Source organism: Streptomyces sp. NPDC048255, assembly GCF_040652415.1.
GTDB lineage: Bacteria > Actinomycetota > Actinomycetes > Streptomycetales > Streptomycetaceae > Streptomyces.
The window spans coordinates 54,917-69,953 of record NZ_JBEZMA010000031.1 but is presented as its reverse complement, the minus strand read 5'-3'; the positions used below and the strand labels follow the sequence as shown (position 1 = coordinate 69,953).

The following is a 15,037-nucleotide window of genomic DNA, read 5'->3' as shown; positions in this document are numbered from 1 at the left end:
GACGGGGGGCTCGCTCAAGAGCCCCCCGTCATCCCCGGGACCGTTCAGACCATGATTGAGACTCGACCCCGAAAGAGGGATTGACGCACAGTGCTCGACGTCAACTTCTTCGACGAGCTGCGGATCGGCCTTGCCACCGCGGACGACATCCGAACCTGGTCGCACGGCGAGGTCAAGAAGCCGGAGACCATCAACTACCGCACCCTCAAGCCCGAGAAGGACGGACTCTTCTGCGAGAAGATCTTCGGTCCTACCCGGGACTGGGAGTGCTACTGCGGCAAGTACAAGCGTGTCCGCTTCAAGGGCATCATCTGTGAGCGCTGTGGCGTCGAAGTCACGCGCGCCAAGGTGCGCCGTGAGCGGATGGGCCACATCGAGCTTGCCGCTCCCGTCACCCACATCTGGTACTTCAAGGGCGTCCCGTCGCGCCTGGGCTACCTGCTGGACCTCGCGCCGAAGGACCTCGAGAAGGTCATCTACTTCGCCGCGTACATGATCACGTTCGTCGACGACGAGCGTCGCACCCGCGACCTCCCGTCGCTGGAGGCGCACGTCTCCGTCGAGCGCCAGCAGATCGAGAACCGCCGTGACGCGGACCTCGAAGGCCGTGCCAAGAAGCTCGAGACCGACCTGGCCGAGCTCGAGGCCGAGGGCGCGAAGGCCGACGTACGCCGCAAGGTGCGCGAAGGTGCCGAGCGCGAGATGAAGCAGCTCCGTGACCGCGCCCAGCGCGAGATCGACCGCCTCGACGAGGTGTGGGCCCGCTTCAAGAACCTCAAGGTCCAGGACCTGGAGGGCGACGAGCTCCTGTACCGCGAGCTGCGTGACCGCTTCGGCACGTACTTCGACGGCTGCATGGGCGCCGCCGCGCTGCAGAAGCGCCTGGAGTCCTTCGACCTCGAGGAAGAGGCCGAGCGCCTCCGCGAGATCATCCGTACCGGCAAGGGCCAGAAGAAGACCCGTGCGCTCAAGCGCCTCAAGGTCGTCTCCGCGTTCCTGCAGACCAGCAACAAGCCCAAGGGCATGGTTCTGGACTGCGTGCCGGTGATCCCGCCGGACCTGCGTCCGATGGTGCAGCTGGACGGTGGCCGCTTCGCGACCTCCGACCTGAACGACCTGTACCGCCGCGTGATCAACCGCAACAACCGTCTGAAGCGTCTCCTTGACCTCGGTGCCCCCGAGATCATCGTGAACAACGAGAAGCGCATGCTTCAGGAGGCCGTGGACGCCCTCTTCGACAACGGTCGTCGTGGCCGTCCGGTGACCGGTCCCGGTAACCGTCCGCTGAAGTCCCTGAGCGACATGCTCAAGGGCAAGCAGGGTCGATTCCGTCAGAACCTTCTCGGTAAGCGTGTGGACTACTCCGCGCGTTCCGTGATCGTCGTCGGTCCGCAGCTGAAGCTGCACCAGTGCGGTCTGCCCAAGGCCATGGCGCTGGAGCTCTTCAAGCCGTTCGTGATGAAGCGCCTGGTCGACCTGAACCACGCGCAGAACATCAAGTCGGCGAAGCGCATGGTCGAGCGCGGCCGCACGGTCGTCTACGACGTGCTCGAAGAGGTCATCGCCGAGCACCCGGTCCTGCTGAACCGTGCGCCCACGCTGCACCGCCTCGGCATCCAGGCCTTCGAGCCCCAGCTGGTCGAAGGCAAGGCCATCCAGATCCACCCGCTCGTCTGCACCGCGTTCAACGCGGACTTCGACGGTGACCAGATGGCCGTGCACCTGCCGCTCTCCGCGGAGGCGCAGGCCGAGGCCCGCATCCTGATGCTGTCCTCGAACAACATCCTCAAGCCGGCCGACGGCCGTCCGGTCACGATGCCGACCCAGGACATGGTCCTCGGTCTGTTCTTCCTGACCACCGACGGTGAGCTCCGTGACACCAAGGGCGAGGGCCGCGCGTTCGGCTCCACGGCCGAGGCGACCATGGCGTTCGACAACGGCGAGCTCGCGCTCCAGTCGGCCGTCGACATCCGCTTCCCGGTGGGCACCATCCCGCCGCGTGGCTGGGTGCCGCCGGTCGCCGAAGAGGGCGAGCAGGAGTTCCAGCCGGGCGACAGCTTCCGTCTGCGCACCACCCTGGGCCGCGCGCTCTTCAACGAGCTGCTGCCCGAGGACTACCCGTTCGTCGACTACTCGGTGGGCAAGAAGCAGCTCTCCGAGATCGTCAACGACCTGGCCGAGCGCTACCCCAAGGTCATCGTGGCGGCGACGCTCGACAACCTGAAGGCGGCGGGCTTCCACTGGGCGACCCGTTCGGGCGTCACCGTGGCCATCTCCGACGTCGTCGTGCCCGAGGCCAAGAAGGCCATCGTCAAGGGCTACGAGGAGCTGGACGAGAAGGTCCAGAAGCAGTACGAGCGCGGTCTGATCACCAAGGACGAGCGCACGCAGGAGCTCATCGCGATCTGGACCAAGGCGACCAACGAGGTTGCCGAGGCGATGAACGCGAACTTCCCCAAGACGAACCCCATCTTCATGATGGTTGACTCGGGTGCCCGAGGAAACATGATGCAGATGCGACAGATCGCCGGTATGCGTGGTCTGGTGTCGAACGCGAAGAACGAGACCATCCCGCGTCCGATCAAGGCGTCCTTCCGTGAGGGCCTCACCGTTCTGGAGTACTTCATCTCCACGCACGGTGCCCGTAAGGGTCTGGCGGACACCGCCCTGCGTACCGCCGACTCGGGTTACCTGACCCGTCGTCTGGTGGACGTCTCGCAGGACGTGATCATCCGCGAGGAGGACTGCGGCACCGAGCGCGGCCTGAAGCTGAAGATCGCCGTTCGCGGCGAGGACGGCGTGCTGCGCAAGGCCGACGACGTCGAGACCTCGATCTACGCCCGCATGCTGGCCGAGGACGTCGTCATCGACGGCAAGGTCATCGCGCCGGCCAACGTCGACCTCGGTGACGTGCTCATCGACGCCCTGGTCGCCAACGGCGTCGAGGAGGTCAAGACCCGCTCGGTCCTGACCTGTGAGTCCGCGGTCGGCACCTGTGCCTTCTGCTACGGACGCTCGCTCGCCACCGGCAAGCTGGTCGACATCGGTGAGGCGGTCGGCATCATCGCCGCCCAGTCCATCGGTGAGCCCGGTACCCAGCTGACGATGCGTACCTTCCACACCGGTGGTGTGGCCGGTGACGACATCACGCAGGGTCTGCCGCGTGTCGTCGAGCTCTTCGAGGCCCGTACCCCGAAGGGTGTCGCCCCGATCTCCGAGGCCGCCGGCCGCGTGCGGATCGAGGAGACCGAGAAGACGAAGAAGATCGTCATCACGCCCGACGACGGCAGCGACGAGACGGCGTTCCCGATCTCGAAGCGCGCCAAGGTCATCGTGCACGAGGGCGACCACGTCGAGGTGGGCCAGAAGCTCACCATGGGTGCCACCAACCCGCACGACGTGCTGCGCATCCTCGGCCAGCGTGCCGTCCAGGTCCACCTGGTCGGCGAAGTCCAGAAGGTCTACAACTCGCAGGGCGTGTCGATCCACGACAAGCACATCGAGATCATCATCCGGCAGATGCTGCGCCGCGTGACGATCATCGAGTCCGGCGACGCGGAGCTCCTGCCGGGCGAGCTGGTCGAGCGGTCGAAGTTCGAGACCGAGAACCGTCGTGTGGTCACCGAGGGCGGTCACCCCGCCTCCGGCCGTCCGCAGCTGATGGGTATCACCAAGGCCTCGCTCGCGACCGAGTCCTGGCTGTCGGCGGCGTCCTTCCAGGAGACGACCAGGGTTCTGACGGACGCGGCGATCAACGCCAAGTCCGACTCCCTGATCGGCCTCAAGGAGAACGTCATCATCGGTAAGCTCATCCCGGCCGGTACGGGCCTCGCCCGCTACCGCAACATCCGGGTGGAGCCCACCGAGGAAGCCAAGGCCGCGATGTACTCGGCCGTCGGCTACGACGACATCGACTACTCGCCCTTCGGCACCGGCTCCGGCCAGGCTGTCCCGCTGGAGGACTACGACTACGGCCCGTACAACGGCTGAGGCGTAAACGAGAAGTAACCGCAGGGCGGTCACCCGAGAGGGTGGCCGCCCTGCGGCGTTGTTGACCGGGTGCTTCAGCGTCCGGGCTGCATGTACGGCTGGAGGTGGTGCAGCCGGGTGCGGTGGTCGGGGTGGGTGGAGAGCAGCCGGGAGAGGGTGCCGGGCTCCGTGAACGGCTTTCCGGTCTGGGCGAGCACGGCCTGCTTGGCCTGCTCTTCCTGCACCATCACCCCGTGGAGCATCTGCGCGAGCATCGGCGCGAAGCCGAGGACGGCCGCGTGTGCGTCGGCGCGCAGCTCGGCCCGCCGGCCCACCGCCGCCATGAAGTAGGGCATCACGAGGAGCAGCAGCGGGAGCCCGTAGGTGGCCGTGATCGTCAGCAGGGTGAACATGCCGACGAAGACGATCATGAGTCCGGCCGCCAGGTACGAGAAGAAGCTGGTGAACCGGATGACGAAGACGGTCACGGCCGTGATGACCTGCCAGGCGACCCGCCCGGGCAGGGAGTACCACCAGCCCAGCAGCCCGGACCAGGCGTGGCCGCCGGTGTGGTGGCCGAGCTCGTGGGCGAGTACGGCGGCGAGCTGGGACCTGGGCAGCTTGTCCAGGGCGTAGCGGGTGACCGCGACGATGTGGCCCGCGGCCGCGTACGCGTTGAGGTGGTCGCTGTCCTCGATCCACAGCTCGTAGCGGTCGCCGTCGACGCCCGCGCGGGCCGTGACCTCGCGCCACACCGGGGCGAGCGCGGCGAGCTCGTGGGGGAGCGGCCGCTGGAGGCGCAGCAGGTGGCGGGCGAAGAAGTCCTCGCTGGGGCGGTGGAAGACGAGGGCCCCGGAGGCGATCCAGAGCAGGGTGGGCACCCAGTAGGGCAGGCCGGACAGGGCCTCCAGGAGGGTGGCGAGGAGCAGGACCACCATGAGGCTCATCAGGAAGCCCGGGACGTGGAGGGCGAGCTGGCCGAAGGCGGTGGCGTCGGTGCTGCGCTGGTGCGCCTTGAGGTGGAGGCGGGTGCCGGGGGCGTTCTGGTAGTCCAGGTCGTCGAGGGGGCCCGGCTGGGGCGGGACGGCCGGTGGCCCGGCTGGTGGCCCGGCGGGCGGCCCGGCGGGTGCGGGGGCCGGCTGGTACTGCGGGTAGGCGGGCGGTGGGGCCGAGGGCTGCGGGTACGGGGGCTGCTGGTACGGAGCCTGCGGGTACGGGGGCTGTGGGGGCGGGGTCTGCTGGTACGGGGCCTGTGGCGGCGGCGCGGGCTGCTGGTACGGGGGCTGTGGGGGCGCGGGCTGCTGGTACGGGGTCTGCTGCGGGTACTGCTGGTGCGGCCCGGGCTGGGGCGTCTGGGGCTGCGGGTACGGGGGCTGCGGGTACTGCTCGGGCTGCGGGTGGCCGGTCGCCGGGGGCAGGCTCACCGGGTACGGCGGCGGGGCCTGCTGCTGTGGGTACGCCGGGGGCGGGCCCTGCGGGTACTGCGGGCTTTCGGGGTGCTGGGGGCCTTGGGAGCCCTGGGGGCTGTGGGGGTACTGGGGAGCCCGGGGGTCCTGGGGGTACTCGGGTCCGGGTTCGGGCGACTGGTTCACGGTGATCCTTCGTCGTCTCGGTGGCGTCAGCCGATGAGGAGGGCGGTGGGGAGCAGTACCGCGGCCGCGCAGAAGGCGACCAGGCCGGCCCTGATCCACTGGTGCTTGCGGGTGGCGATCCGGCTGTTCTCCGCGAGGGCGGCCATCAGCGAGGCGGTGGGGTCGCGGTCGGTCTCCGCGAGGGCCTCCGCGAGACGGCCCTGGCGGACCGCCGACCGGATGTCGCCGAAGTACGAGAGCGGGGAGCCCGGCTCCCATTCGGCCGAGCTGTAGCGGGGCAGCACGGCCATCAGCAGCGCGGGCAGCGCCAGGGCGAGCGCGGTGGCCCCCGTCCACCACAGGGCCTGGCCGGACGCGGAGAGGGAGCCCGGCTGCCAGCCCTTTCCGGCGAGCAGGGCGCTGATCACCCCGGCGGTCATGCCGAGGGCCGCGACCAGGACGGAGGCCTTGCTGTCGGCCCGGGCTATCTCGGCCCGCAGGTCGGTGAGCAGGCGGGTGGCGGCGTCGCCGCCGGGTGCCGGGGGCGGGGGCGTGGTCACGGGGTACTGTCGTCGACGGCCTCCGGCTGGACCGGGGCCTGGCCGTAACCGGGTGGCGGCTGCCAGCTGGGGAGGGCCGGGGCGGGCACATCGGATCCCCGCGGAAGGCGCTGGGAGAAGAAGTCGCTGATCATCTGGAGCACGATCTGCTTGGGCGCCTCCAGTTCGTGGGCCTCGCCCTTGCCCCCGCCCAGGAGCTGTTTGACCAGGTCGATCTGTGCCTTGATCAGGTCCAGCTCGTGCTCCCGCATCCCGTCGAGGACCGGCTTGGTGTCCTCCGGGCGCCGAGCCAGGTGCAGAGCCCAGGCCTGGACCCCGCCCTGGGCCAGGTGCCGCTGGTAGAAGTCGACCTTCCGGGCCTCGTACTGCTGGAGTTCGAGCTCGTACTGGGCGCGCACGACGGCCTGCTCCTGCTCCCACTGCTGGCGCTGGAGCCCCAGTTCGTGCTGCCGCTGCCCGTGCACCATCGCGCGCGCGGCCGTCTCCACGTCGACCTCCGCCCCGCGGCGCTGTAGGAGGATGTCCTGCTCCGCCGTGTGCTGGATCGCCTGGAGCCGCCGCTGGTGCTCGATGTTGTCCGCGTCCCGGCGCAGCCGGACCGTCCACGTGGTGCGCAGCCCTGCGGCCTCACCCAACGGCTTCTGTCCGTGCAGGGCCGTGAGGATCTCCGCTTCCGTCGTCGCGCTTTCGGCGATGGGGAATTGCCGGGCCACGGGCCGGACCGCCTGCTCCAATTCGCCGATCAGCAGCTTCGGCACGTCTCGGCAGCCACTGCGTACATACTGCGCGGGGTCGGCGACCTGCCAGTCGAGTGCGACATCCATCTCGAACTCGTGGGCATCGTTGTCGCTCGGCAGCCGGAGATCCGCACGGACGGGGTGGACGCCCATGTCCACTTCGTAAACGGCGGTATAGCGCCTGGTAGTCGTCGGCCGCTGTGGTGGCAGGTACGTCTCGTACATGCCCTTCGGGGTGGTGTAGACGAGCGCGTAGTCGATCCGGGTCAGCCTCTTGCCGGGCAGGTAGTCGAACCGGCTGAGCTGGCGGACGGTAACGACCGGGTCGATTAACCCGCTGTGGCGATGGGCGTGCTGGTCCCAGTCGGGTGGGCGCAGGAAGTCGGCCATGGCAGAGGTCTCCTTGACGGCGTACGGGTGTTTCAGGCGAGTCGGATGGTGAGAGCGGAACGCAGTCGGTCGGCGACCGCCGTGTGCGGGCCGCCGTCGTCCCCTTGTGGTTTGCGTAGCAGGTAGTCCAGCCGGTCGAACTCGCGTGGCGTGGTGACGAGAGCGGGCAGCAGGGCTGCCAGTGCCCATTCGGCGGCCTCGTCACGGTCGGCCGCTGTGATCCAGCTGCGAAGGACCTCGCTCGCGGCTGTGGTGAACTCGCGATCGTCGAGCGCGGTACGCAGTAGCAGTACGATCCCCGGCGCGCTCGGATTCCTGTCATGTGCGGCTCGTGCGTACCAGTCGAGGACCAGTGGACGCTCGTGCCCGGCTCTCTCGTCGGTGCGCCGGCAGGCGGCCAGGAAGCCTTTGACGGCAAAGACGAAGGCGGAACGGTGGTCGTCCAGCGTGCGCAGCAGGTCCGTGAGGATCTCGTCGCCCTTGAGGGAGAGCAGCAGCAGGGCGACGGACTCGGGAAGCTCCTCGGCCACCAACTGGTCGGGCTTGCCCTTTCCGCTCTGCAGGCGGGCCTGGGCACGCAGCGCGGCGACGGCTTCCTTCGGGCGTTCGGGGCCGATGAGCCCCTGGGCGCGGATCGCGACCCAGCAGCGCCGCGGCTCCCCGGCGTCGGTGCTCCAGCCGTCGATGATCCGGGGAATGTTGGGGGCGCCGATCCGGTGGGCGAGGGTGAGCGCGCTGACGGCGGTGGTGCGCTGCCGGGCCTGGGCGGACAGTGCCCACGGTTCGATGACCAGGGCCATCGCCGACGGGAGGTCGGTGTACGCGAGGACGGCGACGGTGGCGGCGGCCCGGGTCCGGACCAGGGGCCGGCCGTCGTTCGCGAGCTTCCCGAGCCATTTGACCAGCGCGGGGCGGGCGGAAGGATGCCCGGTCCATACTTCCCGCAGGAGCACGGGGGAAGTCCGGTCGTCTTTGAAGGAGGCGGTGAGCTGGTTGACCGGTCCCCACTCGGTGTCCTCGGTTGCGGGGCGGGTCTGAGCTCGGGCGTCTAGAAGCCGCTTGCCGATGTGGGTGCCGAAGACGGGAATTCGTTCGTTGTGGTCCGGGTCCCCGGTGCGCCGGAGCTCCGAGTACAGCAGGTCGCTCAGCTCAGCCGTCAGAGCGTACGGTCCGCCGTCGAAGGAGGCCAGAGTGATCAGGAAGGCCTTCTCCCGCAGCGGGAGGGTGGTTTCGGCCTCCTCGAACCACTCCTGGATCTGACTTTCCAGCCTGAGTAGTGAATACCGTTCGACCTGGGAGGTATCGGCCGCGCCCTGGGCGTGGCGGATCAGGAGGGTCGCGTACCCGGCGACCTCGCGCAGCTGATGGTCACGGGCGAGGAACTCAGTGACGGCGGGCAGGGCCAGCAGGCGCCGGGCGGCTTCGTCGCCAGCTTGTCGGTGCAACCGGGCCGACAGTACGGCTTCGGCTGCGGGTGGTGACCAGGGGGCCGGGCGGATGTCGGACTCGATGTACGGGCTGTGGCCGGTCGTGATCACCAGGTAGCCGTTGTGTTCCTTCATGCGGCTGCGCAGGGCGAGCAGATGCGCCTCGCGCAGCGGCTGGTCGCGACGGATGACCAGGTCGCACAGCAGATGGCCGCGCGCCTTGCCGGGAGTCGTGAACTGCCGGCTGAGGTCGGCGGGCGAGGTTTCGCGGTCCAGGGCGTGCACAGGGGTGGCGCCCACCCGGTGCAGCAGCATCAGAGCCGCCGTGCGCCGGCCGGTGAAGGGGGCGCCGGTCAGGACCAGCACGCGCTCCTCACGCAACCGCTCCAGCAGAGACTCGAAGGGAGTTCCGTCCGCGACGAAGGTGTCTGCCAGTCGGTGCAGGGACGCTTCGGGGATCTCACCGGACGCGTGGGTGGCACCCAGGTCGCCGAACAGGTAGTTGATCTCGGTCTTGTCCCCGGTGACGACGTCACCGACGATCAAGTCCGCGACCACACCGTCGTTGGTTCCGTCGAACCGCATCGAGCGAGGGGCGTGGGCGTTCAGTTCGCGGCGGGTGGCCCAGGCTTGTTGGGCGCGTTCCTCCGCAGGCGCCTTGGGTTCCCTTTCGGCCGGCTGGTCCGTGATGTCGACTGCGTCCGTGACCGGTCCGGGTGCTTCCGCCTCGGGCGTCTGCGTGCTCATGAGGGCTCACCCGGCCGCCGAGGGCTCGTCGCGCCGAGGGTGATGTCACCCTGAATCCGCCCGGCGACGATGCCGTGGTTGACACCTTGGAACTGGATCCCGCCCGGCTCGGCCGGGGCGGGTGCCGAGGTGCTGTCGGCCGGAGGGTGGGGGAGGCCTGTAGGCGGTGGCCCGTACAGCCACGCGCCCAGCGGGCCGTTTTTGCTGGGCATGATGACCGCGCTGAATTCCTCAGCCGGGATTCCGGTGTGGTTGTGGCGGACGATCCCCGCGTACACCGGCTCCGAGACGCAGAGGGCGTAGTCGTCCGGGCGCTCGCGCAGGGCCTGCTTCAGGGGTTCGCCGTCCAGAAGCCGGCAGGCGTGGTTGAGGTCCGAGCCCACCCAGCCGTCGTACTGGTCGATGGCGACGTACCCGGTCGCGAGGACGGCCCGCAGCCGGATCTGCGCGGAGGCGGCCGCCAACCGGTTCACGGCGCGGAGTTGGGCGGGAATCTCGGTCAGCAGGGTGCGCAGCAGCGTGGTCAGCGGCGCGTTCGGGTCGATCAGCTCCATGATCGCGTCGCCGCGGTCCGCGCGCAGCCGTGACGTCTGGTCGATCCCGGCGGCCAGCAGGGTCCGGTCGACGACGTCGTACAGCATCCGGCGGAGGAAGGCCTGCTGGACGTCGTCGCGGTCGCTGTACCGCTCGGTGTCGACCAGAAGGATGGTGCGGGGGAGTGGGTCGCTCATGATCGCCTCTCGTGGTGGATCCCTGCTGTGACAAGAGAGTGGGGCAGCCGGGCGCGACGGGGTGAGGGCGGATGACGCACCCGGAGTGTGACGCTGTGCACTGAATGCGGGCCTTGAAGGGCGCGCTCAGCCCTGGGCAGGCGGCTGCGCCCGGGCGATCCGGCGGAGCACGTCCGGCCGGACGATCACGACGCTGCGGTGCCCGGTGAGGACGACCCCGCGTTCGCGGAGTTCCTTGAGCTCGCGCTGGACCATCTCGCGGGAGGCCCCGACGGCCCCGGCGAGCTCTTCCTTGGTCAGCGGTACGGACAGCTCCACGCCCGCGTCGGTGGGGCGGCCGTGGGTCCTGGCCAGGTCCAGGAGCAGTACGGCGAGCCGCTCGCGGACGCTCATCGACGCGAACTCCAGACGGCGCTGGTCGGCGGCGCGGGTGCGGTCGCAGGTGAGGCCGAGCAGCCGCAGGGCCGCGGTGGGGGAGGAGGCGAGGAACGCGCGGAAGCTCTCGTGGTCGACGGCCAGGGCCCGGACCGGCTCCAGCGCGGTCACGGTGGCCGAGCGGGGGCGGCCGGTCAGCGCGGCGGACTCCCCGAGGATGTCGCCCGGGCCGCGCAGGGCGAGCAGCGCGTGGTAGCCGTTGGCGGCGGAGACGGTGACCTTCGTCCAGCCGTGCAGGACCAGCAGGATGTGCGACGAGGGCTCGTGCTGGTGGATCAGGCGGTCGCGCGGTGCGAAGGCCAGCTCGCGGCCGAGCGCGCGTAACGCCGTACCGTCCTCGTTCTCCAGCCGGGCCAGGAAGGGGACGCGGTCGTCCAGCCCCCCGTCGCCCGGGAGGTCTTCCATGGCCATGCGGGCCCCCCGATCCGTCAGGGCGGTCAATGTACTGACCGCGGGCTGCGCGTAGATCCGGAACAACGGGATTCGCGCCGGACGATCACGGACCGTGCACAAAACCCCCCGCCTCCGTCACGATGTGGGGGGTTTTGTCGCAACAATCAGGGCGGCCGGGCGGGCTATGCGGCGGCGGACCGGCCGCGGCGCAGGCCCGCCACCGTGACGGAGGCCAGCGCGAGGAGGGCGAGGGCGGCGCCCGCGAGGCCCGGGGCGAGGCCCCTCGGGGTGAAGGTGCAGGAGACCTCCTCCGCGCCCGGGGGCAGCTCCAGGGAGACCAGGCCGTGGAAGCTCCTGACCGGGGCCGAGCACCGCCAGCCGGGGATGTTCGTCATCGCGAGGACCGCCGTGCCCCGGGCGCCCGGGGGGAGGCCTGCCTCGATGCGGTGGCCGCCCGCCTCGACCCGGGTGGCGCCGGTGGCGGTCAGGTGCCGTACGGCCGCGTCCAGCGCGGCCCGGTCCAGGCACCCGAGCGGGTGGCCGTCGGCGGTGGCCCCGCGCGTACGGGTCTCCACGGCGACGGCGACCTGGCCCGAGGCGGGGACCGGGCCCAGCGGGACCACCCCCGTCCTGCTGTCCTCCAGCCGCCGCTGCGTGGAGCCGCTGCGCAGGGTGCCGTAGAGGGCGGGGGAGTACCAGTAGGCCTCGGAGCCGGGGCGGCACCGGGCGGCGTACGTCTGTTCGGTGGCGCTGCCCCCGCGGGTGACGGGCGGGACCTGGTAGACGGTGGCGCCCAGGACGTTCTCCTGGCGGGCGTAGACGCTGTCCGGCGGGTTGGGCGAGGCGTAGGGCGCGGAACGGACCGTGACCAGCGGCGGGGCGGGGAAGGCCGAACCGGTCCAGGTGCCCGGGGTAGCGCCCGGGCGGACCCGCGCGCCGATCGAGAAGATCGCGTCGAGCACGGGGCTGTCGGCGCCGAAGAAGGTGCGGCCGCCGTTCTTGTAGCCGTAGCCGAGCGGCTCAAGGGCCTGGAACGTGGCCGCCGGGAGGTAGCTGCTGTAGTACTGCGGCCCCTCCGCGCGCAGGCCCAGGGCGTCGTTGTACGAGGTCTGCGGCGCGCCCGAGTCGGTCCGGTAGGCGGGCCAGCCGTCCACGTCCCGGACGGCGTCGAAGTGCCGGCTGATCGACTCGTTCGAGGTGACGGCGGGCTTGGCCCAGCGCTCGCGGGACCGGCGGGCGTCCGCGTTGGCCGCGGCGGCCGCGGACTCTGCGAAGACCACGCCGACCATCAGGACGGCCGCGACGGGGATCAGGTGGCGGCGCCGCTCGGCGTATCCCAGCAGGAGCAGGGCCAGCAGCGAGAGCGCGCCGCCGCCGAGGACGGCGGGCCAGGTGGTCCCGCCGAAGTCGTCGGTGTGCCGCAGCGCGAAGGCGGCCGCGACCAGCGCTCCGGCTGCCAGGGCCAGGTGCAGCGGGCGCGGCCGGTGGGCCAGGGCCAGCCAGGCCAGCACGACCACCATCGCGCTGAAGACGAAGGCCTCGCGGTACGGGTTGCCGTTGGGCACCGCCAGCCCGTGCCAGGCGTACTGGGTGGGCGGGAACTGGAAGGAGACGGCCACGAGCACGGTCGCGCCGGCCCACACCAGGCGGGTCCTGCGGGCGATCGCGCTGTTGAGGACGAAGGCCCCGGCCAGGATCAGGCCCAGCGAGGCCACGTACAGCCGCGGGCGCCCGCCCCACAGGTGGGTGGCGGGGAGCATGCCGGAGAGGAAGACGTCGATGCCCACCGGGTCGAAGGCAGCGGCCCCGGTGGGCTGCGCCGAGCCGCTGGACAGGAAGGACGGCAGCAGCAGGGGGAGCGTGAGCAGGATCCCGGTGACGGCGGCCGTCGCGGCCCGCCCCAGGGCGCGCAACCGCTGGGCGCCGGTCATGTCGCGGGTGGCCAGGCGGACGGCCAGCAGCACGCAGGCGGCCAGGGTGGCCATCATCGCGGTGTAGAAGTTCCCGTACCAGGCGAGCGCGACCAGCAGGGCGGCGCCCGGCCGGCGCCGCCCCTCCAGGCACCACTCGACGGCGATGCCGAGCATCGGCAGCGCGACCAGGCCCCAGAGCCACATGGGGATGTACGAGGCGTCGCTGAGCGCCCAGCCGCACAGGCCGTAGCAGGCGCCGAGGACCCCGCGCTGCCACCAGGGGCCCGGGTGCAGCTTGCCCAGGTACACGGTCATCAGGGCGGCGGCGGTGCCCATCGTGAGCGGGGTGAGCGCGAAGACGGCCAGGTCGACGTGGGCCCGCGGGACGAGGACGGCCAGCCAGGAGAAGGGGTTGCCGAGGTAGGTGTGGTAATCGGACAGGAACTGCTGGCCGAAGCCGCCGCGCCAGGTCAGGAGCAGGTCACCGGCGGCCTGTCCGTGGACCAGGTCCCACAATCCCTGGTGGAAGGGCACGTACTGGTTGGCCTGGTCGTTGATCGCCCGGCCGGTGCCGCCGAAGGGGAAGGCGCCCCGGGCGGCCCAGGCCGCGCAGAAGGCGCCCGAGGTGACGAGGAAGGCCAGCAGGGGCCCGTACAGCCGGGCCGGGCGGGGGCGCCGGGGGCGCGGCGGCGCCGGATCGCGGCTGCCCACGGGGTGCGGGCTGTCGGCCGTCGCCGGCTGCGAGGTGACCGTCCCCAATGTCCCGCTCCCTCATGGTCGTGCCGTTCGGGCCTGATCGTGCCGTTCGGGCTGAATCGGTCGGCAGTGTAGGCCTCGCGGGCCTGCCCGGACGGCCCGCGGGGCCGCGTCCGCAGGGCCGTACGGAGCCCCGTACGGCCATCCGTGGAGGGGTGGGCGCGAGGCCGGGCGCGGGCCGGAACAGGGCCCGGACCTGCGCTCGGGCGGACGGCCCGGCCGGCGGCCCATAGCACGCCCGGGCCACATCCGCGCGCCGGAGGGGCCGCAGGGCGGTGTCGCCCGTGCGGCGTACGGGCCGTGGCGATCTCGCCACTTCCGCGGCCAGGCTTTTGTTTTGACCGGAGTGGATGCGATAGGTACGCTCAGACCTTGTGCCTGGGGTGTGCCTGGGCTCCCGTGCGTGTCCATCAACCGCATGCGAGCCGAGTCAGCCACCGCGATCCATGCGTTTCCGTGCTTGCGCGGAGGTCCGCCGGATCCGACACACCCGACCGCGTGGGTCGGCAAATGTTCCAGGTTAGCTTCACTACACGGCACACAGAAACCGGAGAAGTAGTGCCTACGATCCAGCAGCTGGTCCGGAAGGGCCGGCAGGACAAGGTCGAGAAGACAAAGACCCCCGCGCTTGAGGCTTCGCCCCAGCGTCGTGGCGTCTGCACGCGAGTGTTCACGACCACCCCGAAGAAGCCGAACTCGGCGCTCCGTAAGGTCGCGCGTGTGCGTCTGACCTCCGGCATCGAGGTCACGGCCTACATTCCGGGTGAGGGACACAACCTGCAGGAGCACTCGATCGTGCTCGTGCGTGGTGGCCGTGTGAAGGACCTGCCGGGTGTTCGCTACAAGATCATCCGCGGTGCGCTTGACACCCAGGCTGTCAAGAACCGCAAGCAGGCCCGCAGCCGCTACGGCGCCAAGAAGGAGAAGTAAGAATGCCTCGTAAGGGCCCCGCCCCGAAGCGCCCGGTCATCATCGACCCGGTCTACGCATCTCCTCTGGTGACGTCGCTCATCAACAAGATCCTCCTGAACGGCAAGCGCTCCACCGCCGAGCGCATCGTCTACGGCGCCATGGAAGGCCTCCGCGAGAAGACCGGCAACGACCCGGTCATCACGCTGAAGCGCGCGCTGGAGAACGTCAAGCCGTCCCTCGAGGTCAAGTCCCGCCGTGTCGGTGGCGCGACCTACCAGGTTCCGGTTGAGGTCAAGCCGGGCCGCCAGTCGACCCTCGCGCTGCGCTGGCTCGTGGGTTACTCCCGCGCCCGCCGCGAGAAGACGATGACCGAGCGCCTCATGAACGAGCTGCTCGACGCCTCGAACGGTCTTGGCGCTGCCGTCAAGAAGCGTGAGGACACGCACAAGATGGCCGAGTCCAACAAGGCCTTCGCGCACTACCGCTGGTAATCGCA

10 protein-coding genes are annotated in these 15,037 nt (G+C 70.4%); 3 read left to right on the top strand and 7 right to left on the bottom strand.

Annotation, left to right across the window (positions count from 1 at the left end):
* The first annotated feature begins 90 nt into the window (after positions 1-90).
* Complete coding sequence (locus AB0D94_RS23545) at positions 91-3,990, top strand: DNA-directed RNA polymerase subunit beta' (RefSeq protein ID WP_266934885.1); 3,900 nt, start codon at positions 91-93, stop codon at positions 3,988-3,990.
* 74 nt (positions 3,991-4,064) lie between these two features.
* On the opposite strand, the gene AB0D94_RS23540 is transcribed toward AB0D94_RS23545, so the two are convergent.
* The 7 genes from AB0D94_RS23540 to AB0D94_RS23510 form a co-directional block, all read right to left on the bottom strand.
* A complete protein-coding gene (locus tag AB0D94_RS23540) occupies positions 4,065-5,561 on the bottom strand; it encodes a M48 family metalloprotease (protein ID WP_362055154.1) in 1,497 nt (498 codons plus the stop codon).
* 26 nt (positions 5,562-5,587) lie between these two features.
* Positions 5,588-6,100 carry a Pycsar system effector family protein gene (locus AB0D94_RS23535; RefSeq protein WP_362055152.1) on the bottom strand — a complete coding sequence of 171 codons (513 nt, stop codon included), beginning with the start codon at positions 6,098-6,100 and terminating at the stop codon, positions 5,588-5,590.
* Entirely contained in the window at positions 6,097-7,227 is a 1,131-nt protein-coding gene (locus AB0D94_RS23530; protein WP_362055150.1) for a hypothetical protein, read from the bottom strand. The genes AB0D94_RS23535 and AB0D94_RS23530 overlap by 4 nt, the downstream gene beginning before the upstream one ends.
* Positions 7,228-7,259: 32 nt before the next feature.
* Positions 7,260-9,401, bottom strand: a complete 2,142-nt coding sequence (locus AB0D94_RS23525) for a hypothetical protein (protein ID WP_362055148.1) — start codon at positions 9,399-9,401, stop codon at positions 7,260-7,262.
* A complete protein-coding gene (locus AB0D94_RS23520; protein ID WP_362055147.1) occupies positions 9,398-10,132 on the bottom strand; it encodes a hypothetical protein in 735 nt (244 codons plus the stop codon). The genes AB0D94_RS23525 and AB0D94_RS23520 overlap by 4 nt, the downstream gene beginning before the upstream one ends.
* 126 nt (positions 10,133-10,258) lie before the next feature.
* Positions 10,259-10,978: a Crp/Fnr family transcriptional regulator gene (locus AB0D94_RS23515; RefSeq protein WP_362055145.1), complete on the bottom strand. Its 720-nt coding sequence runs from the start codon at positions 10,976-10,978 to the stop codon at positions 10,259-10,261.
* A 164-nt stretch (positions 10,979-11,142) separates the two neighbouring features.
* Positions 11,143-13,632 carry a YfhO family protein gene (locus AB0D94_RS23510; RefSeq protein WP_362055143.1) on the bottom strand — a complete coding sequence of 830 codons (2,490 nt, stop codon included), beginning with the start codon at positions 13,630-13,632 and terminating at the stop codon, positions 11,143-11,145.
* A 555-nt stretch (positions 13,633-14,187) separates the two neighbouring features.
* On the opposite strand from AB0D94_RS23510, the gene rpsL reads away from it, so the two are divergent.
* Together rpsL and rpsG are read left to right on the top strand one after the other, a co-directional pair.
* Complete coding sequence (rpsL, locus tag AB0D94_RS23505) at positions 14,188-14,559, top strand: 30S ribosomal protein S12 (RefSeq protein WP_007265893.1); 372 nt, start codon at positions 14,188-14,190, stop codon at positions 14,557-14,559.
* Positions 14,560-14,561: 2 nt separating this feature from the next.
* Positions 14,562-15,032, top strand: a complete 471-nt coding sequence (rpsG, locus tag AB0D94_RS23500) for a 30S ribosomal protein S7 (RefSeq protein ID WP_007265894.1) — start codon at positions 14,562-14,564, stop codon at positions 15,030-15,032.
* Positions 15,033-15,037: the final 5 nt, after the last annotated feature.

Excerpts from the sequence above, each read along its gene's own strand:
- AB0D94_RS23530 (WP_362055150.1), bottom strand. The coding sequence starts at position 7,227 with ATGGCCGACTTCCTGCGCCCACCCGACTGGGACCAGCACGCCCATCGC.
- AB0D94_RS23525 (WP_362055148.1), bottom strand. The coding sequence starts at position 9,401 with ATGAGCACGCAGACGCCCGAGGCGGAAGCACCCGGACCGGTCACGGAC.
- AB0D94_RS23520 (WP_362055147.1), bottom strand. The coding sequence starts at position 10,132 with ATGAGCGACCCACTCCCCCGCACCATCCTTCTGGTCGACACCGAGCGG.
- AB0D94_RS23515 (WP_362055145.1), bottom strand. The coding sequence starts at position 10,978 with ATGGCCATGGAAGACCTCCCGGGCGACGGGGGGCTGGACGACCGCGTC.
- rpsG (WP_007265894.1), top strand. The coding sequence starts at position 14,562 with ATGCCTCGTAAGGGCCCCGCCCCGAAGCGCCCGGTCATCATCGACCCG.